This window comes from Marinagarivorans algicola (assembly GCF_001292705.1).
In the GTDB taxonomy this organism is placed as follows: domain Bacteria; phylum Pseudomonadota; class Gammaproteobacteria; order Pseudomonadales; family Cellvibrionaceae; genus Marinagarivorans; species Marinagarivorans algicola.
Genome location: NZ_LGAK01000001.1, coordinates 161,935 through 187,293, shown reverse-complemented (window position 1 = coordinate 187,293; position 25,359 = coordinate 161,935). Strand labels below are relative to the sequence as shown.

Here is a 25,359-nt window from a genome sequence, read left to right as displayed (position 1 = left end):
AAGCGGTATAAAAGTCAAAAAATCACACTTTTACGTATTTTTTAGACTCTTTTGTGCTGTTATATCAATGCGCTTAAAGCACCTGTTATGAATGGCTTAGTGCATCACTTCAGTGATTAGTGACTTGTGCGTTATGGCCTGTCATCGGCTACCAACATTAGGCTTGATTGACTGTGTGCTCATAGGCTATCTAAGTCAAAGCCCTCTTCACGCAGCTTGGCCATTTTATAGCGCAAGGTGCGGGCGCTAATGCCCAGTCGCTTGGCGGTTTCTTTTTTACTGCCGCGTTCACTTTTTAAGGTTTGGCGTATAATTTCAAACTCGCGTTGACGCAGGTCATGCCCCAGTTCGGCAACCGGCGCCAGTGGCTCACGCTCTTGCACCCTTAAAGACGCCGGGATATCTTTGGGGCTTGAGCCCCAGTTTGCACCACCCCAAGGCTGCGCGACACTACCTACATTCACTTGCGTAACCACTGGCCCAGAAGCATGACTAGGGGCAAAATCATCACCGCCATTACCCGCAGCGACGGTATTTGCCACTAATGTTTGAGCACACTCAGAACTGGGCGCTAGCTCGGCTTGCATTACATCGACTAATGAAGGCTTTTGGCTAAAGTGCTGTGCCGCTTGCAGGCCTAGATCTTCTGCCGCTATCACATTACCTGCTTGCAATATTAGGGCGCGCTGCATCACATTATCTAACTCGCGTACGTTGCCAGGCCACGGGTATTGCAGCAACAATTGCTTCGCCGTATCACTCAGGTACACACCTGCGCGGTGCTGCTTAGCCGCATGGCGCTGCAACAAGCTTTTAGCTAAAGGCAAAATATCTTCTTTGCGGTCACGCAACGGCGCCCACTGCAGCGGCAATACGCTCAATCTAAAATACAAGTCTTCCCTAAACTTACCGTCGACAACTTCTTGGCGCATATCGCGGTTAGTGGTTGCAATGACTCGTACATCAAGCTGTATGCATTTACGCCCACCTAGGCGCTCAACCTCACGCTCTTGCAGTACTCGCAGTAACTTAGCCTGCAATGGTAGGGCCATTTCAGATATTTCATCTAATAATAAAGTGCCGCCATTGGCCTGCTCAAACTTACCCGGCGCCGAGCTATAAGCCCCAGTGTAGGCGCCTTTTTCATGGCCAAACAACATGGCTTCTAGCATGTTTTCAGGGATGGCGGCACAATTAATGGCAATAAAGGGCTGGGTTTTACGCGGTGAGTACTCATGAATATAGCGCGCCAAGACCTCTTTGCCGGTACCCGATTCACCTACCAGCAAAGCGGTAGAGTCCGATTGCGCCACCCGCCTTGCCAGCTGCAATAGTTTTTGGCTAGAGGGCGCTATGGCTACCGGCTCGTCACAGCTGCCCGCACTTTGCCCTACAAATTTACGTGCCGCGCGGGTTAATACCTCGGCCTCAAAAGGCTTGACTAAATAATCCACTGCACCTTGGCGCATTGCCTCTACCGACTCACTAATACTAGCAAACGCGGTAATTAATAATACGGGAATGTGGGCGTATTCTTTACGTATATGACGCAACAAGTCGTGCCCACTCAAAGCCCCCATATTGACATCTGATACCACCAGCGCCATATCCAAGTGCTCGGGCAGCAGGCTAATAGCTTGCTCGGCGCTGTGCGCTTGCATCACATCAAAGTTCGCTAATACGAGCGTATCACACAAGGCTTCTCGCAATGCTGGGTCATCTTCTACCACCAGCACTTTAGGGGCTATACGCTCACCCACTAAGGGTTCGGCATGCGCTCTCGCCGAGCCGCTCATACACGTGCTCCTTTAGGGTCGTGCACCAAGTTATTTTTGCTAACATGATGATCGTTGGTAGGATTTAGCGGGATATAAACACGCGCTTTAGTGCCTTGCCCCTCACCCGATTGCAAGCTCATATAACCACCGTGCGCTCTGGCAACCGATTGCACCACCGCCAAGCCTAGGCCTGTGCCCTGTGGTTTAGAGGTATAAAAAAGTTCTTTGGCTGCATGCAGTTGCTCTTCACTCATACCTGGGCCATCGTCTACTACCGATACCCTTAAATGCGGCACCCCGTTGAGCGCCAAGCAATCAAAGCGCAGCGCAATATTCACCGCCGCTGCTTTAGCTTGTACCGCGTTATTGACTAAATTGCCAATCGCACTAATTAAAGCTTCGCGGTTGCAGCGTAGCTCGGTCGTGGCTTGAGGGTTAATATAGATACAATAGCTCTGGCTGGTAGCCAAAGTCACTTCTATGGCGGCGCGCACGCCCTGCTCTAGGTTACTTAGGCTAATAACGTCATTTAATGGCAACTCGTTGCGCACAAATAACAGCATGTCGCGCACTTGCTTTTCCATATGCTGAAGACGACTTTGAATTTTTTGGGCGCACTTTTTTTGATTTTGCGGGCTTAGGTCTTCGCTGTTTAAGTGGTCGGCATACAGCATGGCCGCCGATAGCGGCGTACGTATTTGGTGGGCTAGCGCCGATACCATTTTCCCCATTGCCGATAGCTTTTCGTAGCGACTCACCTTTTGTTGTAGCTTGCGAGTTTGTGTTTGGTCGGTCAGTAGTACAATTTGCCCCTCGTTATCGAGTGAGCTGGTGGCCATACTGACGCGGCAACCCTCACGGGTTGATATTTCTAAACCATCGTCGCCACGCGGCGCAAAACACTCACTAATAATATTGCGCCACAAGCTATTATCCAGCGTATGGTCAAGCATTTTTTGGGCAGCTGGGTTACTTTGCACAATCACGCCCTTAGCATCAATTACAACAATACCGCCGGGCAATAAATCTAATAGCTTTTGCAAGCGCTGAGCGAGCTGAGCTTTTTCTTCGTTAGCCTCTTGCTTTTGTGCCGATACCTTATCTAACTCTTGAGTGAGCTGTGCAACGCGGTTTTCTAGCATTTGATAAGAGCGACCCAACTGCCCTGCGGTTTTATTAAAAAAATCCAAGGCGCTGTCAACATCACAGGTATTCGGCTCACCGCGTGGCAGTGTTTGTTGTGGCAATACGTCTTGAAGCAAAGGTTCAGCAGGCTGCATAATTAACTCCCGACAAGTTACTGTCATCATGTTGCAATTACAGGAGTTTTAGCAAAGGCAATGCCAAATCAATATTTGCCAAATAAAAACATCACCCCCTACAATACTGGCGGATGACTTTTAGCGCTTAGCTAATACATTGCTGAGCGCCTAGGCACTAATCAATACTATCGAGCACGCCAATCGCAGTCACCACATCTACCGATAACTGATTAATCAAATCATTTAAAGCGCTAACATAGGGGCCAAAGCCCTTGCCTTGCGCTTGCGCGGTAAAGTGCACACGCTTTTGAAGTAATGTTTTTTCGCCATTGAGCTCAGTTAACGCCCATTTGGCTTTAAGTACGACTTGCCCCTCTAATCGCCCCGAAAACTGCTCGATAACAATACGTACTTGCCGTGTGGGGCGGTTGCGATTATCCCAAGGAAAGGGCCACACTGCATCAACCCCTGTTAATTCACTGATATTACTTGCCATTACACGGGTTATGCCCTCACGCAAATTACCGCCCCAAATATTAAACAACGACAAGTTTACTTGCTGCCCACTTCGCTGCGACACAACACCAGGCTGCATCAAGGCCTCGGGTAAAAATAACGGCCCAACACCATAGGTGTGAACATTATCAATGGCAATATGTGTCGGTGCGGGTTTATCGCCAAAGCCCTGCAGCGCATAAAAATAGGTTTTAGGGCTATTGACGCATCCACTGCACGCAAAGCCTAGCAGCAATGCGACACCCAACAATAGCAATGTTCTTCGAGTACGTAGCCAGTCATTACATTTTAAATTGATCACGTTATTCACCCTTTCCTAAACCAAATACTAAAGAGCTTGGATAGCGGTATAGCTCTTCAACAAAGCGATCAAACGAATCAGAGGCCTCACTGACCGACTGCAATGTTTCTAAGAATTCTGCATGCAGTTGTGAATCCGGTGCAATAGTATGATCTACGCTTTTTAGTGTTTGCGTTAACTGTTGCAAAGTCACCCGAGCATCAGCGACGGCACCTTCCATTTTGGCGGTTGCTTTTTGCGTATTGGCAATCGTGCCATGCAGTGCTTGAGCGGTCTTTTTTTGATCAAATACATTTAAGATATTACTTAACGCGCGCAAACTCTGGTTCATTTCTTGGCCAATACTCTCAACAGGAAAACGGCTCACCGCACTTGCCACATTGGCTAACTGGCGCTCTAGTTTATCGAGGGGTTCGTCAATTGTTGGAATTTGTGGCACACCTGAGTGTGTCATTAAGCCTGTTATTGGCGCTTTTACCTTGGTGTCGTCACTGGCATAGCGTAATTCAATAAAGCGTGAACCCAGCAATAAGTTACCCGATTTAATTTGTGCCCTTAAACCTTCTTTAATTAACGGGTTTAGCAATTCATTCAACTGCTCATGGGTAGGCGCGGTAGTAGGGTCAAAACGCTGAGGCTCTAGGCTAATATATACCTCTAGGCTTTCACTGGGGCTACCTAGCGACACCAGCTGCACATCCACTACGCGCCCTACTTTTAACCCCCTAAATTCGACCGGCGCGCCGACTTGCAGACCCTTAACCGAGTGACTAAATTTTAATACATACGGGTAACTTAGCGTGAAGCGCCCCTCGGTTGCATCATCGTGGTTGTCATATAATGCAAAAATATGGTCAGCTTCAGCAAGTTTTTGTTGGCTGGCCAATACCGGCGTTTCAAAGGCTACTCCACCCAGTAACAACGACGACAAAGACGCCAGCTCCGCTTTTACCCCATCAATACCAACCGAAACATCCACACCGCTCACATTCCAAAAGCGACTACGCGCACTCACTAAAGCATCATGAGGGGCTTCGATAAAAATACGTGTATCCACATGACTACCGTCTTCACTGAGCTGGTAGTTTACGACCTCGCCTACGCGCAGCTGCCTAAAATAAACCGGCGAGCCTATATCTAACGATCCCAGTGTTTGCGCCCGCAATATATACTGTGTGCCTTTTTCGTCAGACTGCACTGCTGGTGGCTCACTCAAACCAATAAAGCGATCGCTATAACCTTCTTTTTTACCCGGGTCCATGACGATATAAACGCCCGATACCAATGTCCCCAAATTAGAGATGCCCGACGCACTAATGCGTGGTGTTACCAGCCAAAAACGTGAATTTTTACTTAAGTGTCGCGACATACTTCTATCGAGGGTCACCGTGGCGTGCACTTTGCTTAAATCTTCACTTAATTGTAAATGTGTCACTTTCCCCACAGGTACATCCTTTAAGCGCACCTCTGTTTTACCCACTTCTATACCACCGGCCGCTTCAAAGGTGATAACAATTTGTTCGCCTTTTTGCTGCCAAGCACGTACCCCCAAAGCCACTGCAATCACTAATGCAAAAAACGGGATAAACCACACCGGCGATATACGTTGGCGACGTACTTTGGCATTGGGCACCGCTAGAGAACTTTGTGCCTCCTCAACTAAATGGCTATCTGCCATGAATATTTACTCCGTTATGTTGTACGAATAATAGGCCGCTCAGTACATTCACTTTTTATGTCAATCAGTGTGTTTATCACAGATCGTACATTTCAAGCTCAAACTGTAACGCTCACAGATTACAGGGCTTATCACTGGCTCGCGCGCCCATAAAAATAGGCTCTTGTGCACCCGCGGCGTCCCATATCAGGCGCGGGTCAAAAGCATGTGCGGCCAGCATCGTGAATACCACTACCGCCGCAAAAGGCAATAAAGCACCGCCGGGGGTGATAGTACCTAAAAAGCCAAACTGCACCAAACCTGTCAATAGCGTTACCACAAACACATCAACCATCGACCACCGCCCTACCCATTCTGTCATTTTAAATAGCCACAACCGTTGCTTCATACCTGCTGTATGCCCTTGGGACACCGACCACACCAAATATATCAAAATCACTAGTTTTGCCACGGGCACTACAAGACTCGCAATAAACACCACCGCTGCAATCCCCCATAAACCATGCGCTATTAACACCGCCACCCCCGAAAATATTGTATCGCTACGCTCCCCCATTAAAGTGTTCATCGTCATAACAGGCAAAATATTAGCGGGGAAATACAAAATAATTGCAGCCACGGTATAGGCTAACGTTTTTTGGAGGCTATAGGGCTTGCGTGTATGTAACTGGTTATCACAGCGCGGGCAAAAACCATGATGCACAATAATGGATTCGCCCACTAGCGCGTGGCATACATCACAATCATAGAGCCTTTCGGTGAGTTTATGGCCTTGCTCATCATGCCCAACAAAGCAATTATTTGGGTGTAACCATGCCCAGAGATCACGCTTGTTAATGCACCAATAGGCTGCTCCTAGCACTGCAACTAAAGCAAAAAAGGCCACAATAGATACGCCCAATACAATGGTGGCCATATCGCCAAGTTTAACCGAAGTCACCAAAACAGCTAGCAAAAAAATCTCCAGCATGCTCCAAGGAGCCGCTTTAATCAACCAGCGTAGTAACGTGATCTGAAACGGCAAGCGCACTCCAAAATAACAAGGCAATACCAAGTAGCACAGCGCCATAAGCTCAAAAAGAGGGAATAAAAAAATTGTCACAAAGACCAAAATAGCTAATGGGATATTATCGCTATGAATCAAGCCCCACACGCCACTTAACAGGTTAGCCTCGTGGTGAAAAGCCCCTACATCTAATCCTAAAAAAACAAAGCAATTACTAATGACAAACAATACTAAGCCTGTAATCACCAAAGCGGCGGTTTTTTCACGCCACGGCCCCTGCCCCAATGCTAACGGCTGCGCACAGCGTACACAGGTGAGTACTTTTTGGGCACAAGCCCCCACTAACGGCACATTTTGCACTTGACCGCACTCATCACACGCCATTAAATCTTGATGGCTATGCTCAAAAGTAGTGGCGCGCACGGTGCCTGATACTGTTTTTGGTGAAGATGTAAAAAAAGTCAAGCTGCTGCCTAACAAGTAATCAATAAGAGTTGGACTATACTGGATCAAAGCGCAACCGTCATGGGCCTTGTGATAATTATGGATTCTTTACGTCAATCAGCACAACATCAACAAGCACAACACTCGCTTGAGCTATTACAAGTGTTGCACATTACCGAGCAACCGCGCGATATATTTTGGCTGTATCGCAATCTACATAATCAAGCTCAAGATAATGTCATTATTACCTCAACTATAGGCCTTAGCCAAGCCAAGCAAATACTCAACAAACAACATTATAATGCCATTTTTATTCATTGCTATTTAACAACATCAGGGCGCAACGACGCCAAGTATGTGAGCGCTAACACCCGCGGAAAACCTCTTAATAAAGGCTCCCAGCGAATAGCTAGCGCACTCACAGGTACTGTTCGCCATACGGTGAGCCCAAGCAGTTCTAATCCAAGCAGTTCTAACCCAGGCACTTATGATCCAAGCGCTAATGATCCAAGCACTCACGATCTAAGCACTCATGATCTTAGTAGCACCAAACTCAGCACTTCTACTGTAAGCACTAATGCACTCGATGCTATTACTCAGTGGAGTCGTCATAGCGCAATTATCGCAATTATACACGGGCCGCATTCTTACTCAGCATCGTATTCGCAAGCTGAATCCACCACCCATGCAAAAACCAATACCGCAATACACCTCAATCATGACTCGAAGGCCGATTACAACGCATTGATCGAGCAACTTTTGCAAACCGGTGTTGATGACTATATTGCCGCTGAAGATATGACCACACCGTTGCTCGCCAAATTGCTTCATTACAGCGTTGAGCGCAAACAAGCCAAGCAACACCTGCAACTGAACGAGCTCGATACCATTACACAGCTACCCAACCAAAATTATTTTGAGTACCAACTCACCCGGCACCTACATACCGAAAGACTCACCGAGCACGTCAGTGCCGTATTAGCTGTGCAGCTCGATCATATCGCCCGCATTGAATCAACCAACGAGCGCGCCACTTATCACGCTTATTTACAGGCCAATGGCGCCAAACTACAACAAGCGCTCCGGCAAAACGATATCATCGCTTGCGCCAATGATGGCGGCTTTCTGATCATGCTCAATGCTATGCCCAGCATGCATACCGTGACGCAAGTCAGTGCGCATATCATCGAAACACTCGGTAAAGCACTTAATATCGACGGTGCCACTTTGTTTAGCACCGCCAGTATTGGCGTGAGTATTCAAACACCCAAAGGTGAAGACGCTAAAGAGCTGATTCATCAAGCCACGCAAGCGGCCAAACTGGCTCAGCAGCAAGGCGGGAATCGTCATTGTTTATTTAGCTTAGACCAGCGCGTGCAAGCCTCATTAAACAATCAGCTCACCACCGAGCTTTATAAAGCTCTGCAAAATGATGAGTTTTTTCTTGTCTTTCAACCTCAAATTAATGTGCTAACTCAGCAACTTCATGGAGCCGAAGTATTGCTGCGCTGGGAGCACCCAGAGCAAAAAACCTTAACGCCTTATGCATTCATGTCTATCTTAGAAAGTACTGGGCTTATTACTCCGGTTACCGAGTGGATTATTCATAAAGCCATTACACAATGGCAACAATGGCTCAAGCACAACATTGCCCCACAAGGTAGCCACCTCTCTATTAACCTTTCACCGAGTTTTTTAGCTCAGCCGACTTTTAAGGTATTTTTTAACACCTTAAAACAACTGCCCGAGGCACTCAAAAATACGATTTACTTTGAAATCACCGAAAACCTCTTCGTCGATCCCGACAGTAATATTAGCCACCTTAAATACATGAAAAGCTGCGGCTTTAAACTCTCGATGGATGATTTTGGCACTGGCTATTCAAGCCTTAGTTATCTTAAGCACTTTCCGCTCGACTGCATTAAACTCGATTGTACTTTCACCAAAGAAATCGTCGAGAACCCGACCGACTTAGCCATCACACAAGCAGTGATTAACTTAAGCCGCGACCTAAATATAGACCTTATCGCCGAAGGGGTCGAAAATGAAGCTACGCTCGCGCTGCTCAAACATATGGGCTGCCATGTTATTCAGGGTTACCATTTTTCAAAACCTCTAAAACCGGATGACTTTCAACGTTTTTGTCGCTCGCTCTAATGGGTGCTTGAGAGCTGGCGCTTGATATTGATGTTGATGCTGATAATCGAGCCTTGCGTAGACAACCATCGGCAAGATTGTGCATACCGTAAAACTACGATAACTACGATAAAACTGCTAAGCTGCGCACTACTGAGTTATCTAGGTGGTTTTATGTTTTTGATTAATGCGTCCTTGAGCATTCCTTGGCGGTGCATCCAATTATCGGCCATACGCGCACAAGGTGCAGGCGGGCAAAATGTCAATAAAGTTTCATCAGCAATTTGCTTGCAAGTCGACCTAAACCAAACACCTATGCCCTCGGCTATTCGCGAGCGCCTGTATGCACTCAATGATTCACGTATTAGCGCCAATCGCATTCTCACCATTAAAGCGCAAAGCCACCGCACCCAAGAAAAAAACAAAAGCGACGCCCTCGAGCGCTTAAAAACTATTTTTATCAAAGCCTGCCATAAGCCCAAATACCGGGTGACCACAAAACCCACTCGCGGCAGTGTCGAGCGTCGTATTAAAGCCAAAACACAGCGCAGTAGCGTCAAAAAAATGCGCAGTAAAAACCACTTCGATTAATACTTATTCGTCACTACTCAAAGATACCAAGCTTGGGCACCTATGAAACACTTTGACACTCTACACAACATTACCCAATACCTTGAAGCGTTTGCACAAGAGCGCGACTGGGAACAATTTCATAGCCCTAAAAATTTAAGCATGGCATTGAGTGTTGAATGCTCAGAGTTAATGGAGCATTTTCAGTGGCTCACAGAGGAGGCCTCGGGCACACTTGATAACCATACCCATCAGGCCGTTAGCGAAGAGGTGGTTGATGTACTGTTGTACACCCTTAGGCTCGCCAGTGTATTAAACATTGATCTTCCCACTGCAATTGCACACAAAACACACAAAAACGAGCAAAAATACCCCATAGATAAAGTAAAGGGCAGTGCTAAAAAATATAACCAATACGAATAAAAACCACGCTTTACACAGCCAAACCCCGTCTATACTCACAGTAATGGCCGCCGCGCTTAAACCTCTTCGTGCAGATTTTTTCAAGGAGCATGAAAACTGTGGACACCCCAATTGATCAATACTTAAATATTTTAGCGAAAAAAGACGGCTCAGACCTTTACCTCAGTACGGGGGCACCGCCTTGCGCTAAGTTTCAAGGCACACTTAAACCACTGGCACAAACCCCGTTTACAGGTGGGCAAATACAAGACATTGCCAATGCCATTATGGACAGCAAACAACGAAAAGAATTTGAAGAAGAATTAGAAATGAACCTAGCCATTTCTATTCACAATGTGGGCAGGTTTAGAATTAATATTTTTAAGCAGCGCAATGAGGTCTCCATTGTGGCGCGTAATATTAATACGCAAATCCCTAATTTTGACGACCTAGGCCTACCCGAAATACTCAAAGAAGTGGTGATGACCAAGCGTGGATTAGTGCTTTTTGTAGGCGGTACGGGCTCAGGAAAATCGACCTCTTTAGCGGCCTTGATTGATCACAGAAATAGCACCACAGGCGGCCACATTATTACCATCGAAGATCCGGTTGAGTACGTTCATAAACATAAAAAAAGTGTGGTTAACCAACGCGAAGTGGGTGTAGATACCCGCACATTTAAAGCCGCACTCAAAAATACCTTAAGGCAAGCACCCGATGTGATATTAATTGGTGAAATTCGCGACCGCGAAACCATGGAGCATGCCCTAGAGTTTGCCGAGACTGGGCATTTAGCGATTTCTACATTACATGCTAACAATGCAAACCAAGCACTTGAGCGCATTATAAACCTCTTCCCGGAAGAGCGTCGGCAACAACTGATGCTAGGCTTATCACAAAATTTAAAAGCGTTTGTCTCTCAGCGGTTAGTCCCCACTGTTGATGGCAAGCGCTGCGCGGCCATCGAGGTGCTACTGGGCACAAAAACCATTCAAGAACTTATCTTAAAAAATCGTTTGCCCGAAATTAAAGAAATTATGGAAAAGTCCGAAAACCTCGGCATGCAAACCTTTGATGCGGCTTTATTTAAGTTGTATCAGGCAGGTAAAGTAAGTTTTGAAGATACCATGGCTCACGCCGACTCACCCAATAACTTGCGATTACGTATCAAGCTCGCCTCAGAGGGAAGCTCGCCCGCTGCCGAATCGGGCCTTGGCGAGTTGAGCCTAGAAAAGATAGAAGAGCACACGCAAGATGAGACAGCCTCAAAATATTGACGCAGTCCTTTTATTGAGCCACACAAACCAAAAAGAGGCTAACTGAAGGCCTCTCGTATACTAGAAAAGTTAAGACTTAGGGCGTATGAGGCCTTCTTGTGAAGAACTGGCCAGTAGTTGCCCTTGATCATTAAATATTTTACCCCGTGAAAAGCCTCTCGCGTGACCAGCCCAAGGGCTGTCAATTTCATAAAATAGCCAATCATTCAAACAAAAATCATGCTCGTGAAACCACAGCGCATGATCGATACTGGCCCCCATCACCTGACCACTAAACAGTGATGCGGGATGCTTGGCTAGCGAAGTTGCGAGTAAACCAAAATCAGAGGCATAAGCCAAAGCACAAGCTTGCACCAGTGGCGTATTTTGTAAAGGCTCTACGCAACGCATCCAAAATAGCGTGGCAGCCTCTTGCTCGCCACTGGTCGATAGCATGCCTTTTGTTAAAGGGTAAAACGCAAATGCATCAACCTCCAACCCGGGCTGGTTTGGAGCTAGCTCTGGGGATGCTTGCACCTTGGCCAGCTCAGGTCGAGCGGGCTCTTGCTGCCAAGAGTCTGCATGCTCAAAGCCCTGGTCTTCCCCGTGGAACGACACCATAGCCGTAAAGATTAATTGACCATTTTGTTCTGCATTGACTGTGCGATGACTAAAGCTTCGTCCGTCACGGTTGCGTACCACACGGTAATCAACTGGCGCTTGACTACTACCGGCACGCAAAAAATACGTGTGCATCGAATGTGGCCGACTGCCTTCAACAGTTAAGCCCGCGGCCATTAATGACTGGGCCAGTACCTGACCACCAAATAGTGTACTTTGGAAGTTTTCTTTGTGGTGAATTGCGCGAAAAACATCTGAGCCTAGTGGCTCTAGTGTTAAAACGTCCTGCAATGTTGACTTCATAGCATTCCCGAGCACTGAATAATTAAATATGGCGCGCAACAAACCACCATAATATAGGCCATCACAAAAGTAGCCATGACAAGCAAGAGCGCACATTAGTGTGTATTAGGGTAACACGTAGCCTATAGGCTAACTGCGTATTGAGCGCCCCCGCCCGACAAAAACACACACAATGACGTGTTTTAACACTAAAAAGACCGGCCCGCTCCATTTTGAGGCACACCCTTATCAGGTATATCCAGTACAGGGGCGTGCCAATACGCGCCTATCAAATACAGACAAAGCATCTACAAGGTAGCCCAACATCAAGTCATTCCCGTCACATAACAGACATAAAAAAAGCGCTCAATGAGCGCTTTAAAATAAAACCATTTAGCGTTTTTCTACAGGAACATACTCGCGCGCATCATAGCCTGTATACAACTGGCGAGGACGCCCAATGCGCGTACCCTGAGAAATCATTTCGTGCCAATGTGCAATCCAGCCGACGGTACGGCCCACAGCGAATATAACGGTGAACATTTCAGTCGGAATCCCGATAGCCTTCATGATAATACCCGAGTAAAAATCAACGTTGGGGTATAACTTTTTCTCTACAAAATAGGGGTCTTCTAAAGCAATCTGCTCTAGGCGCTTAGCAATACGTAGCAGCGGGTCGTTTTCTACACCTAGCTCAGCAAATACTTCACCACAGGTTTGCTTCATCACTTTAGCGCGGGGGTCAAAGTTTTTATACACTCGGTGTCCAAAGCCCATCAGGCGGAATGGATCATTTTTATCTTTCGCTTTAGCAATGTAAGCATCAATATTACTTTCATCACCAATTTCTTCTAGCATTTGTAAAACAGCTTCGTTGGCACCACCATGAGCAGGCCCCCACAAAGTCGCAATACCCGCTGCAATACATGCATAAGGGTTAGCACCAGAAGAACCAGCCAAACGCACCGTTGAGGTTGAAGCATTTTGTTCGTGATCAGCATGCAATAAGAAGATGCGATCCATAGCCTTAGCCAGCACAGGATTCACTTTATACTCTTCGCATGGGGTACCAAACATCATACGTAAAAAGTTTTCGGCATAGCCTAAGCTATTGTCGGGGTATAAAAATGGCTGCCCAACATGATGTTTGTAGCACATAGCTGCCAGCGTAGGCATTTTAGCGACTAAGCGATACGCTGCTGTGATGCGATGCTTTTCATTGGTGATATCTAAATCATCATGATAAAAAGCTGACAAGGACCCTACCGCGCCGCACATTTTAGCCATGGGATGCGCATTGTGATGGAAGCCTTCAAAGAATTGATGAATAGACTCATGCACCATCGTGTGATGAGTAATAGCGCCTTCAAATTCTTCAAGTTGCTCAGCAGTTGGCAGCTCGCCGTGTAATAAAAGATAACAGCTTTCGAGGTAGCTAGAGTTTTCGGCCAATACATCAATGGGGAAACCGCGATGCAAAAGCACACCTTTACCGCCATCAATATAAGTAATAGACGATTCACAAGCCGCAGTAGAGACAAACCCGGGATCGTAAGTGAAAAAGCCATTCTTTGTTAATGCGCCCACATCAATGACGTCTGGGCCAACGGTACCAGAGCGAATGGGCAAATCAATCGCTAGATCTGTGCCCTCGATGGTCAGTTGTGCTTTCTTTTCAGTCATTCCCGACTCCTGTAACTGATTTATCATTAAGTAAAAAGTAAAGTAATACGCATAACTTCTAAAATGAATATCCCAAACAGACAATCATACTATTAAGTACGCTTTGCCTACCTTTAGAGTCATAAAATAAACCGCAGGGTTTACTCCATCAAGCGCTACTGCAGGCCAATTCATTCACTGACTCACCCTGAACAGCGTTGCTTTTTGCTCTGCTGGATATTGCAACTTCGAAACTAAAGGCGCCTAGTATAGTGAAAAATCCACATTGATAGGAACTAATTAATCATACAAGCTAAGGAATTGTCTGCTTTAATTGAATAAGGGCATGCAAAAAGACACCATAAAAGTCCGTAAAGATTATTTACCTCTCGCCTTTAAAGCCATTTATAGCCCTGAGCAGTAACAATAGAAGAAGCGAAAGTCTGTTTGTAATTTGTATGGTGTGTCTCTATAATCTTGCGCGTTTTTAGGGCTTTTAAAAGCAGTAAATGAAAGTTGTGCACATTTTAAGGCTTAACTTTATTGCTGGCGCTCTACCAAACACTCAATGACTGTACGCGATGCATAATAGATAGTCAAAAAGTACGCTTCGCACTCACAGAGTGTAATAACAAACTCAGTATTTTCAACCTTCGGGTTATTTAAAAAATAATGTTTATTCACAAAACCAACCATTTTAACTAACAAGACGTGGTACGAACGTGAAAAAAGACAGGCCAGTCAATCTCGACATCTCAACAATCTCTCTCCCAGTCACTGCTCTCGTGTCCATTACCCATCGGGTATCTGGACTGATCATGCTCGGCGGTGTTTTGGTTTTACTTTGGATGCTAGATAGCAGCTTAGCGTCTGAGCAAAGCTTTAACGAACTTAAACAAACGCTCTCTCACCCCATTGCCTTATTGATTGTTTGGGGCGTATTGGCCGCACTGGCTTACCATACCGTTGCGGGCATTAGGCACCTGATTATGGATATGGGCATTGGCGAAACCTTAGAAGGCGGGCGCACAGGTGCCAAAATTGTTATTGCTCTTTCAGCCATAGCCATTCTTGCTATCGGAGGCTTTTTACTATGGTAAATCATGTTGTTACATCAGCTACTACCTTCGGACGCAATGGCGTTTCTGACTGGATTATTCAACGTGTTAGCGCTGTTATCTTAGCCGCTTATACGTTATTTCTTGCAGGCTTTATTGTCACTACACCCAATATAGACTACGCCACGTGGCAGCATTTATTTAGCCAGTCATGGATGCGCATTTTTAGCGTACTCGCACTGCTCAGTATTGCAGCGCACGGCTGGATTGGCTTGTGGGGCGTGGTGACCGACTACCTAACGCCACGCATGGTTGGCAGCAAGGCCTTAAGCTTGCGCTTACTCGTATTATTAACATATGCAATCATCACCATCGCTTACCTCGTCTGGGGTATCGACATTTTGTGGGGAGCCTAACGAATGGGCACTATGAGAACAATTACTTTTGACGGCATCGTTATTGGCGGCGGCGGCGCAGGTATGCGCGCTGCTTTGCAAATGGCGCAATCGGGTTTTAAAACGGCAGTTATCACTAAAGTCTTTCCCACTCGATCACACACTGTTTCTGCACAAGGCGGTATTACCTGCGCCATTGCAAGCGACGATCCCAACGATGATTGGCGCTGGCACATGTACGATACCGTCAAAGGCTCTGATTATATCGGAGACCAAGACGCGATCGAATACATGTGCTCTGTTGGCCCTGAAGCGGTCTTCGAGCTAGAGCATATGGGCCTACCTTTTTCACGTACTGAAAAAGGCCGTATTTATCAGCGTCCTTTTGGTGGGCAATCAAAAGACTTTGGTCGCGGCGGCCAAGCAGCACGTACCTGTGCAGCCGCTGACCGTACAGGCCACGCACTACTGCATACGCTTTACCAACAAAACATTAAAAGCAATACAACTTTCTTTAATGAGTGGTTTGCTGTTGATCTTGTTAAAAACCAAGACGGCGCCGTTGTAGGTGTTATTGCCATCAACATTGAAGATGGCGAAACTGTTTTTATCAAATCAAAAGCCACCGTACTTGCGACCGGGGGTGCAGGCCGTATTTACGCCTCAACCACTAACGCTCATATTAATACTGGCGACGGTATTGGCATGGCACTACGCGCCGGCGCCCCAGCACAAGACATTGAAATGTGGCAATTTCACCCCACTGGTATTCATGGTGCTGGAACACTCGTGACCGAGGGTTGTCGCGGCGAAGGCGGCTATCTCATTAACAAAGATGGCGAGCGTTTTATGGAGCGCTACGCACCTAACGCCAAAGACCTCGCAGGCCGCGATGTTGTAGCACGCTCAATGGTGTTAGAAATTCTTGAGGGTCGTGGCTGCGGGCCAGATGGCGACCATGTATTGCTCAAGCTTGACCACCTTGGTGAAAAAGCGCTGAACGCTAAATTGCCCGGTATTTTGGAATTGTCGCGCACCTTTGCACATGTTGACCCCGTCAAGGCACCCATTCCTGTTGTTCCCACGTGTCATTACATGATGGGTGGTGTAACTACCAACATCAATGGCCAAGCCATGACACAAGATGCCAATGGTAACGATAAAATTATTGACGGCCTCTACGCTGTTGGTGAAGTTGCATGTGTCTCTGTACACGGCGCTAACCGTCTTGGCGGTAACTCACTGCTCGATCTTGTTGTTTTTGGTCGTTCGGCCGGTTTATATCTCGAAAAAGCTCTGCGTGAAGGTATTGAGCTGCGCGAAGCCTCGCAAACCGATATTGAAGCCGCTAGTACACGCTTAAACGCTCTAAACAATACCAATAACGGCGAGTCAGCGCCTGCCTTGCGTAAAGAACTACAAACAGTAATGCAAAATCACTTTGGCGTTTTCCGCAAAGGTGAATTTATGCAAGAAGGTATTAAGAAAATCGCCGATTTACGCGAGCGCATTAGCAATATTAAGCTCGACGATAAAAGTAACGCGTTTAACACCGCCCGTATTGAGGCGCTCGAGGTGCAAAACTTACTCGAAGTTGCCGAGGCAACAGCCATCGCCGCCGAAGAGCGCAAAGAATCGCGTGGTGCACATGCGCGTGACGACTTCCAAGAGCGTGATGATGAGAACTGGTTATGCCACTCGCTGTACTTCCCCGGCGAAAAACGCGTTGGCAAGCGCGCAGTTAACTTCACACCCAAAACAATGAAAGCTTTTGAACCAACGGTTCGCTCATACTAAGGGGTCACACATGTTAAACGTTGAAATATATCGCTATAACCCCGAAACCGACAAAGCGCCTTATATGAAAACCTATGAGGTAGACACCGACGGCAAAGATGTCATGGTGCTTGATGTCTTGGAAATGATTAAAGCCCAAGACGCCAGCTTATCGTATCGCCGCTCATGTCGCGAAGGCGTTTGCGGTTCAGATGGGATGAATATTTCGGGTAAAAACGGCTTAGCCTGCATTACACCGCTTTCGGCATGCGTTAAAAACAACAAGCTTGTTTTGCGCCCCCTGCCTGGCCTACCAGTCATTCGCGACCTTGTTATTGATATGGCGCAGTTTTACGAGCAATACAGTAAAATTGAGCCATACCTACAAAATAACACGCCCGCTCCTGCTATTGAGCGCTTACAGTCACCTGAAGAGCGCGCAAAACTGGACGGACTATACGAGTGTATTTTGTGTGCATGCTGCTCAACGAGCTGCCCGTCATTTTGGTGGAACCCCGATAAATTTATTGGCCCAGCTGGTTTGTTACAAGCCTATCGCTTTTTAGCTGATAGCCGTGATAATGCCGACCAAAAGCGCTTAAGTAATTTATCGGATCCTTTCAGTGTGTTTCGCTGTCATGGCATCCAAAATTGCGTTGCGGTTTGCCCTAAAGGCTTAAACCCAACTCGTGCGATTGGCCACATTAAGCATATGTTATTACAAAATGCGACTTAACGCGCCACGCACGCTTTGCATGCAAGGTACTTAAGGCAGGCGATAGCCGCTATGCCTATACTAGTAACATTCATTGAAAAATAAAATAAGGGCTTATCTAAGCCCTTATTCACAGCGGATCAATCCGCATAACATTCTGTTGATGTTTGCAAACACATTAGATGGCAGGCATTAACATCCGCACAGCAGCGGCATTAGTGATGGTGGGCAAATAATGCAACAGAGCCTCATGGAGCTTTTATGGAGTACTTCTCATATTTCTGGTGGCAACGCCGAATATGTTGAAGAGGTCTACGAGTCCTATTTACGCGACCCAAATTCAGTTGATGAAAAGTGGCGCGACTACTTTGATAAACTCCCCCGCGTAGCGAATAATGTCAACCCTGACATTCCGCACTCCGAAATCATTCAATACTTTGAGTTACTCGGTAAAAACCGAGCACGACCTCTGGTAGCACCTGGCTCTGGTGGCGGTAACATTAGCCATGAGCGCAAGCAAGTTGAAGTTGTTCAGCTGATCAATGCTTATCGCTTAAGTGGCCACAAAAAAGCCCAGCTCGACCCTCTGGGCCTGAGTAATGAAACAACTGAGCTTGAAGAGCTCGACTTGCAATTTCATGGCTTGAATAATTCAGACCTTGATGCTGTTTTCCAAACCAGCGATTTGTCGCTAGGGCTAACCGAGGCACCGCTGCGTGATATTTTAGCCGCGCTCAATCAAACTTATTGCGGTAGTATCGGTACAGAAGTAATGCATATTACCAACTACGCCGAGCGCAAATGGTTGTTACAACGCCTAGAAAGTGTACGCTCAACCCCTGCACTATCGGCCGAGGCACGCATTCATTTACTGGAGCGATTAACAGCTGCCGAAGGCTTAGAGCGTCATCTTGATAGCAAATACCCCGGCACCAAGCGCTTTGGTCTTGAAGGCGCCGAGAGCCTAATTCCCATGCTCGATGTACTGATTAAAGGTATTGGCAGCCACGGCGCCAAAGAGATGGTCTTGGGCATGGCTCATCGCGGCCGCTTAAATACCCTTGTCAATATTTTAGGTAAAAACCCCACCGACCTCTTTGATGAGTTTGAAGGTAAAAAACTGGTTGATACCTCGGGGGATGTTAAGTATCACCAAGGGTTTTCTTCTAACGTGATGACCCCTGGCGGTGAAATTCACTTAGCACTTGCATTTAACCCTTCACATCTTGAAATTGTATCGCCGGTTGTTGAAGGCTCTGTGCGCGCACGCCAAGACCGTCGCCGCGACGACATTCGCAACGTAGTTGTGCCTGTCGTGATTCATGGCGATGCCGCTTTTGCCGGTCAAGGCGTTGTGCTCGAAACCTTTCAAATGTCACAAACGCGTGCCTATAAAACAGGTGGCACCATACATATTGTGATCAACAATCAAGTGGGCTTTACCACTAACCGCAAAGAAGATTCACGCTCTACGCGCTACTGTACCGATGTTGCGAAAATGATTGAAGCACCCATCTTCCATGTAAATGGCGATGATCCTGAAGCGGTTGCCTTTGTCACCAACCTTGCTGTTGACTACCGCAACGAATTCAAAAAAGACGTTGTCATCGACCTCGTTTGCTACCGCCGTCGTGGTCACAACGAAACCGATGAACCCTCAGCCACTCAACCGCTGATGTACTCGGTTATTCGTAAGCACAAAACAACCCGCACACTGTATGCCGAGAAACTGGCTAACGAAAACATCTACAGTGCCGATGACTCTACCAAAATGATGAATGACTATCGTGCAGCGCTCGATGCTGGCGAACATGTTGCGCGCGATCTTGTCAACGAGCCTGACGCTTCACTGTTTGTCGACTGGAGCCCTTACATTGGTCACACTTGGGAAAAACAAGCTCATACTGGCTATGAACTCAAGCAGTTACAAGAGCTTGCGCAATCAATCACCCACATCCCAGATGGTATTGTAGTTCAACGTCAAGTCGCTAAAATTTATGAAGATCGCCAAAAAATGGCTGCTGGCTCTCTCCCACTGAATTGGGGTATGGCTGAGATCTTAGCGTACGGATCGTTACTGGCCGAAGGCATTGCTATTCGCATCACAGGCCAAGATGTAGGTCGGGGCACTTTCTCGCATCGTCACGCCGTGATTCACAACCAAAAAGATGGCGAAAGCTATATTCCACTTAAGCACATTGCCCCTGATCAGCCTAATTTGCATATCTACGACTCCTACCTTTCCGAAGAAGCCGTACTGGCTTTTGAATATGGCTACTCAACGACCAAACCTAACGCGTTGGTTATTTGGGAGGCGCAATTTGGTGATTTTGCCAATGGCGCGCAAGTGGTTATAGATCAATTTATTACGAGTGGCGAGCATAAGTGGGGGCGTTTATCAGGCCTGACCATGCTACTACCGCACGGTTACGAAGGCCAAGGGCCTGAGCATTCATCGGCTAGGCTTGAGCGCTTTATGCAGCTTTGTGCTGAGCAGAATATCCAGGTGTGTATTCCTACAACACCCGCGCAGGTTTTTCACATGTTGCGCCGACAAGCGATCCGCCCACTGCGCCGACCACTTGTGGTTATGAGCCCTAAGTGGATCCTACGTCATAAGCTTGCCACATCAACACTTGAAGAGCTTGCTGAGGGCAGCTTCCAAAACGTGATTGGTGATGATGTTATCACCAGCGAAGACGCGCGCCGTGTTGTATTATGTAGCGGTAAAGTTTATTACCACCTGCTCGAAGCACGCCTAGAGCGCGAGCAAAAAAATGTTGCACTCATTCGTATTGAGCAGCTTTACCCCTTCCCACAAGAAGAGCTACAAAAAGCGCTCGAGCCCTTTGCAAATGTTACGGATATTATTTGGTGTCAAGAAGAGCCTATGAACCAAGGCGCTTGGCACTCAAACCAGCACCGCATGCGCGAAGCTTTAGGCGGCGTGAATAACGATGCTTTCTTACGCTATGCAGGCCGCTCGCCTTCATCTGCGCCAGCAGCAGGTTACTTTTCAACGCACCTTGAAGAACAAAATCGATTTATCAATGCCGCGCTAGACGTTACCGTTTAGCGCAATACTGTATTTTTGCTCATAATATTGTTTTTGTTCATAATATATTGCTACAGAACATATTTTTACATAACTTAGATCGCTCACAATAAACGCTATATGAAAGAGCCTAACCAAAGGACCATATTGGAATGACCATAGAAATCAAAGCCCCGACATTCCCCGAGTCTGTTCAAGATGGCAGCATCGCCACTTGGCACAAACAACCAGGCGAAGCCGTGACGCGCGACGAGCTGATTGTAGATATTGAAACAGACAAAGTTGTACTCGAAGTTGTTGCCCCTGCCGATGGTGCGCTCACAGAAATCATTAAAGGTGAAGGTGATGTGATACTCAGCAATGAGGTCATTGCCCATTTTGAAGCAGGTGCCGGTGCAGCAGCACCTGTGGCTGACGCAGCTAGCGGTAACAACTCAAGTGCCGATAGCTCGAATACCGAGAGCCTAGTCAACCCAGCCGCTAAAAAAATCGCCGCTGAAAAAGGCGTTGATTTAGCGGGCGTTAAAGGCACCGGTAAAGATGGCCGTATCACAAAAGAAGATGTACTTAATGCACCTGTCGCTACGCCATCAGCACCTGCTGCCCCTACCACTTCTAACACTAATATTTCTGTCAATGTTAGCGACAATGGACGTGTTGAAAAACGCGTTCCTATGACACGCTTGCGTGCACGCATTGCTGAGCGCTTACTCGATGCCTCACAAAACAGCGCCATGCTCACTACCTTTAATGAAGTGAACATGAAGCCGGTCATGGATCTACGCAAGAAATACAAAGATCACTTCGAAAAAGTACACAATGGCAGTCGTTTAGGTTTTATGGGCTTTTTTGTGAAAGCCGCTGTTGAAGCTTTGCGTCGTATTCCGGCGGTCAATGCAAGTATGGATGGCAGTGATATTGTTTATCATGGCTATCAAGATATTGGCGTAGCTGTATCAACACCTAAAGGCCTAGTTGTCCCGGTATTACGCAATGCTGAAAACATGGGTATTGCCGATGTAGAGAACACTATTCGCGACTTTGGTATGCGCGCCAAAGATGGCAAACTAAGTATTGAAGAAATGACTGGCGGCACCTTTACTATCACTAACGGTGGTGTTTTTGGTTCGTTAATGTCTACCCCTATTCTTAACCCGCCACAAGCAGCCATTTTAGGTATGCATAAAATTCAAGAGCGTCCTATGGCTGTTGACGGTAAGGTTGAAATTTTACCAATGATGTACCTTGCACTGTCTTATGACCATCGCTTAATTGATGGTAAAGAAGCGGTACAGTTCTTGGTAGCAATTAAAGACATGCTTGAAGATCCTGCACGTATGCTACTAGAGGTATAACCTCTCAGGTCTCAACCTTTTCGATCTAACGCACTACAATTTTAAATTTAGTTTGAGCCAGGCGGGATGCACACCCGGGTATTCCTGGCTCTTTCGCTGACTCACACTTGGGGTATTTACAATGTCTGATAAATACGACGTTATTGTTATTGGTTCTGGTCCTGCAGGTTATGTTGCAGCTATTCGCTGTGCTCAATTAGGCCTAAAAACCGCTTGCATCGAAAAATGGAAAGACGCAAAAGGTAAAGGTGTTAACGGCGGCACATGTCTAAATGTCGGCTGCATCCCCTCTAAAGCGTTGCTTGATAGCTCACATAAATATCATGATGCCAAAGATCATTTTGATATTCATGGTATTACAACGAAAGAGTTAAACATTGACATCCCCACTATGATTGCTCGCAAAAACGATGTTGTGAAGAAATTAACCGGTGGTGTTGCCAGTTTGTTTATGGCAAATAAAGTGACTTCGCTTTACGGTACAGGCAAATTATTAGCTGGGCGTAAAGTCGAGTTTGTCGACTTTGACGGTAAAACTGAGATTTTAGACGCTGATAATATTATTTTAGCCGCAGGCTCTGTGCCGGTGAATATTCCCGTAGCCCCCGTTGACAATGATATTATCGTTGATTCAACAGGCGCTTTAGAGTTTACCGAAGTCCCAAAACGCCTAGGTGTCATTGGTGCTGGCGTGATTGGTTTAGAGCTAGGTTCTGTCTGGAATCGTGTAGGCTCGAAAGTGGTGTGCTTGGAAGCAATGGATAAGTTCCTTGCGATCATGGATCAGCAAATCGCTAAAGAAACTCAAAAAATATTGACCAAACAAGGTCTCGATATTCGTCTAAATTGTCGTGTAACAGGCTCTGAGATAAAAACCAACGGCAAGCATAAAGAAGTCGAAGTCACCTACACCGATAAAGATGGCAATAGCCAAACTGAGACGTTTGATAAGTTGATTGTCTGTGTGGGCCGCCGTCCTTATACCGCTAATTTATTAGCGGATGATAGCGGTGTTAAGCTAGACGAGCGTGGCTCGATTTATGTTAACGACCTTTGCGCAACGAGTGCACCAGGTGTATTCGCTATTGGTGATTTAGTGCGTGGCCCCATGCTTGCACACAAAGGCTCAGAAGAAGGTGTTATGGTTGCCGAGCGCATTGCTGGGCAAAAGAGTGTGATGAACTATGACATTATTCCTAATGTGATTTACACACACCCTGAAGTGGCCTCTGTCGGTAAAACTGAAGAGCAATTAAAAGCCGAAGGCATTGAATACAATGTCGGTACATTCCCCTTCTTAGCCATTGGCCGCGCTTTAGCTGCTAATGAAAAAGACGGTATGGTGAAAATTTTAGCGCATGCTAAAACAGACCGTATTTTGGGCGCACACATTGTGGGCCCTAGTGCTGCCGACCTTGTTCAGCAGGTTGCTATTGCTATGGAGTTTGGCTCTAGCGCCGAAGATTTGGGCATGATGGTCTTTGGCCACCCCACCTTATCTGAAGCTGTACACGAAGCAGCGCTTGCCGTGCATGGCCACGCCATTCACATGCCTAATCGCAAAAAGCGTAAATAAAGTACTCTCTAAGAGACCGCGTTTATCGCGGTCTCTTGTTATTTAATCGTGTATTTTACAAGAACATTTTTTAAGTTTATAACGTCGAGAACCTCTCACTAAGGGACTCTCTTTAAGGGGCTGTCGTTAATATATTGTCTTAAGTGAATGCCTTTGTAAGAACGCTATTAAATAAACAGTTATTGTGCACAATATAAAGGTGTTATTTATTGCTACCGCTGCCCTTGGCTCAGACAAGGCATAAGCAATAGCATAACGCTTACATAGCTCAATTTTGATCGGCCCCAGTACCTTACTGGGTTTACTCATTCAACGCATTAAGGCGTTAATTACAGTGGAACTAAGTCATGAATTTGCATGAATATCAGGCAAAACAGCTTTTTCGCGAATACGGTTTACCCGTATCTGATGGTGTAGCAGCAGAAACCCCCAGCGAAGCAGCCGCTGCCGCCGATATTATTGGCGGCGATAAATTTGTCGTTAAAGCACAAGTACACGCAGGCGGCCGTGGTAAAGCCGGCGGCGTTAAGCTTGTTAGCTCAAAAGCTGAAATTGAAGAATTTTCGCGTCACTGGTTAGGTAAGAATTTAGTCACTTACCAAACTGATGAAAACGGCCAGCCGGTTAGCCGTATTTTAGTTGAAACCTGTACTGATATCGCTCAAGAGCTTTACCTTGGTGCCGTTGTAGACCGTGCGACTCGTCGTATTGTCTTTATGGCCTCAACTGAAGGTGGCGTGGAAATTGAAAAAGTTGCCGAAGAAACACCAGAAAAAATCTTGCGCGCTATTATCGACCCTCTTGCTGGCGCACAAGCTTACCAAGGCCGTGAATTAGCTTTTAAATTGGGCCTAGAAGGCAATCAAGTTAAGCAATTCACCAAAATTTTCTTAGGCTTGGCAAAAATGTTCCAAGACTATGATTTTGCATTGCTCGAGATTAACCCTTTGGTCATCACCGAAGAAGGTAATCTTCATTGCTTAGACGGTAAAATCAACATCGATAGTAACGCTATCTACCGTCAACCAAAAATCAAAGAAATGCATGACCCTTCTCAAGAAGATGAGCGCGAAGCACGTGCCGCTAAATGGGAGCTCAACTATGTTGCTCTCGATGGCAACATCGGCTGCATGGTTAACGGCGCAGGCCTTGCCATGGGAACCATGGACATCGTTAAGTTGCACGGTGGTCAACCGGCCAACTTCCTTGATGTAGGCGGTGGCGCAACAAAAGAGCGCGTTGTTGAAGCCTTTAAAATCATCTTATCTGATGATAACGTGAAAGCGGTATTAATTAACATTTTTGGCGGCATTGTACGTTGTGATTTGATTGCCGAAGGTGTTATTGGTGCCGTCAATGACGTGGGCGTAACTGTACCCGTCGTTGTACGTTTAGAAGGTAATAACGCCGAACTTGGCGCAAAAGTTCTTGCCGATAGCGGTTTAAACATTATTGCAGCAACTAGCTTAACGGATGCTGCTGAGCAAGTCGTTAAAGCGGCAGCGGAGGCTTAAT

General features: G+C 46.6%; 20 protein-coding genes. 12 read left to right on the top strand and 8 right to left on the bottom strand.

Translation table 11 applies throughout. From position 1 onward, the window contains the following. Positions 1-179 precede the first annotated feature (179 nt). The 5 genes from AC438_RS00785 to AC438_RS00765 form a co-directional block, all read right to left on the bottom strand. On the bottom strand, positions 180-1,796 hold the full coding sequence (locus tag AC438_RS00785; RefSeq protein ID WP_053979364.1) for a sigma-54-dependent transcriptional regulator: 1,617 nt from the start codon (positions 1,794-1,796) through the stop codon (positions 180-182). Further along, positions 1,793-3,058, bottom strand: a complete 1,266-nt coding sequence (locus AC438_RS00780) for a sensor histidine kinase (RefSeq protein WP_053979363.1) — start codon at positions 3,056-3,058, stop codon at positions 1,793-1,795. Before AC438_RS00780 ends, AC438_RS00785 begins: the two co-directional genes overlap by 4 nt. A 157-nt stretch (positions 3,059-3,215) precedes the next feature. Beyond that, a complete protein-coding gene (locus AC438_RS00775; protein WP_053979362.1) occupies positions 3,216-3,857 on the bottom strand; it encodes a PqiC family protein in 642 nt (213 codons plus the stop codon). 1 nt (position 3,858) lies between these two features. Then, positions 3,859-5,535: a PqiB family protein gene (locus tag AC438_RS00770; protein ID WP_053979361.1), complete on the bottom strand. Its 1,677-nt coding sequence runs from the start codon at positions 5,533-5,535 to the stop codon at positions 3,859-3,861. Positions 5,536-5,647: 112 nt separating this feature from the next. Further along, the gene (locus tag AC438_RS00765; RefSeq protein ID WP_053979360.1) at positions 5,648-7,006 is read right to left on the bottom strand and encodes a paraquat-inducible protein A; all 1,359 of its coding nucleotides are present in this window, start codon (positions 7,004-7,006) and stop codon (positions 5,648-5,650) included. Positions 7,007-7,084: 78 nt separating this feature from the next. On the opposite strand from AC438_RS00765, the gene AC438_RS00760 reads away from it, so the two are divergent. From AC438_RS00760 to AC438_RS00745, 4 genes are all read left to right on the top strand, one after another. Then, the gene (locus AC438_RS00760; protein ID WP_162230667.1) at positions 7,085-9,142 is read left to right on the top strand and encodes a putative bifunctional diguanylate cyclase/phosphodiesterase; all 2,058 of its coding nucleotides are present in this window, start codon (positions 7,085-7,087) and stop codon (positions 9,140-9,142) included. Between the two features lie 153 nt (positions 9,143-9,295). After that, positions 9,296-9,712: an alternative ribosome rescue aminoacyl-tRNA hydrolase ArfB gene (gene arfB, locus AC438_RS00755; protein WP_053979358.1), complete on the top strand. Its 417-nt coding sequence runs from the start codon at positions 9,296-9,298 to the stop codon at positions 9,710-9,712. A 42-nt stretch (positions 9,713-9,754) separates the two neighbouring features. Beyond that, complete coding sequence (locus tag AC438_RS00750; RefSeq protein ID WP_053979357.1) at positions 9,755-10,114, top strand: nucleotide pyrophosphohydrolase; 360 nt, start codon at positions 9,755-9,757, stop codon at positions 10,112-10,114. Positions 10,115-10,212: 98 nt separating this feature from the next. Continuing rightward, positions 10,213-11,370 carry a PilT/PilU family type 4a pilus ATPase gene (locus tag AC438_RS00745; protein ID WP_082353830.1) on the top strand — a complete coding sequence of 386 codons (1,158 nt, stop codon included), beginning with the start codon at positions 10,213-10,215 and terminating at the stop codon, positions 11,368-11,370. A 69-nt stretch (positions 11,371-11,439) separates the two neighbouring features. Here AC438_RS00745 and AC438_RS00740 read toward each other — a convergent pair whose 3' ends face one another. From AC438_RS00740 to AC438_RS16720, 3 genes are all read right to left on the bottom strand, one after another. Further along, positions 11,440-12,273: an acyl-CoA thioesterase gene (locus AC438_RS00740; protein WP_162230666.1), complete on the bottom strand. Its 834-nt coding sequence runs from the start codon at positions 12,271-12,273 to the stop codon at positions 11,440-11,442. Positions 12,274-12,645: 372 nt separating this feature from the next. Next, positions 12,646-13,935 (bottom strand): citrate synthase, encoded by a 1,290-nt coding sequence (locus AC438_RS00735; RefSeq protein ID WP_053979354.1) that lies wholly within the window; start codon positions 13,933-13,935, stop codon positions 12,646-12,648. Positions 13,936-14,454: 519 nt separating this feature from the next. Continuing rightward, complete coding sequence (locus AC438_RS16720) at positions 14,455-14,598, bottom strand: hypothetical protein (RefSeq protein WP_156312553.1); 144 nt, start codon at positions 14,596-14,598, stop codon at positions 14,455-14,457. A 38-nt stretch (positions 14,599-14,636) separates the two neighbouring features. Between AC438_RS16720 and sdhC the strand changes: the two genes are divergently transcribed. From sdhC to sucC, 8 genes are all read left to right on the top strand, one after another. Further along, on the top strand, positions 14,637-15,014 hold the full coding sequence (gene sdhC, locus AC438_RS00730) for a succinate dehydrogenase, cytochrome b556 subunit (protein ID WP_053979353.1): 378 nt from the start codon (positions 14,637-14,639) through the stop codon (positions 15,012-15,014). Then, positions 15,008-15,388: a succinate dehydrogenase, hydrophobic membrane anchor protein gene (sdhD, locus tag AC438_RS00725; protein WP_053979352.1), complete on the top strand. Its 381-nt coding sequence runs from the start codon at positions 15,008-15,010 to the stop codon at positions 15,386-15,388. Before sdhC ends, sdhD begins: the two co-directional genes overlap by 7 nt. 3 nt (positions 15,389-15,391) lie before the next feature. Further along, positions 15,392-17,164 carry a succinate dehydrogenase flavoprotein subunit gene (gene sdhA, locus AC438_RS00720; protein WP_053979351.1) on the top strand — a complete coding sequence of 591 codons (1,773 nt, stop codon included), beginning with the start codon at positions 15,392-15,394 and terminating at the stop codon, positions 17,162-17,164. Positions 17,165-17,174: 10 nt separating this feature from the next. Continuing rightward, on the top strand, positions 17,175-17,879 hold the full coding sequence (locus AC438_RS00715; protein ID WP_053979350.1) for a succinate dehydrogenase iron-sulfur subunit: 705 nt from the start codon (positions 17,175-17,177) through the stop codon (positions 17,877-17,879). A 214-nt stretch (positions 17,880-18,093) separates the two neighbouring features. Then, the gene (locus AC438_RS00710) at positions 18,094-20,934 is read left to right on the top strand and encodes a 2-oxoglutarate dehydrogenase E1 component (RefSeq protein WP_053979349.1); all 2,841 of its coding nucleotides are present in this window, start codon (positions 18,094-18,096) and stop codon (positions 20,932-20,934) included. Between the two features lie 131 nt (positions 20,935-21,065). Beyond that, positions 21,066-22,268, top strand: coding sequence for a 2-oxoglutarate dehydrogenase complex dihydrolipoyllysine-residue succinyltransferase (gene odhB / locus AC438_RS00705; RefSeq protein WP_053979348.1), 1,203 nt, complete (start codon positions 21,066-21,068; stop codon positions 22,266-22,268). A 121-nt stretch (positions 22,269-22,389) separates the two neighbouring features. After that, a complete protein-coding gene (lpdA, locus tag AC438_RS00700) occupies positions 22,390-23,844 on the top strand; it encodes a dihydrolipoyl dehydrogenase (RefSeq protein ID WP_053979347.1) in 1,455 nt (484 codons plus the stop codon). A 347-nt stretch (positions 23,845-24,191) separates the two neighbouring features. Continuing rightward, complete coding sequence (gene sucC, locus AC438_RS00695; protein ID WP_053979346.1) at positions 24,192-25,358, top strand: ADP-forming succinate--CoA ligase subunit beta; 1,167 nt, start codon at positions 24,192-24,194, stop codon at positions 25,356-25,358. The last annotated feature ends 1 nt before the right edge of the window (position 25,359 follow it).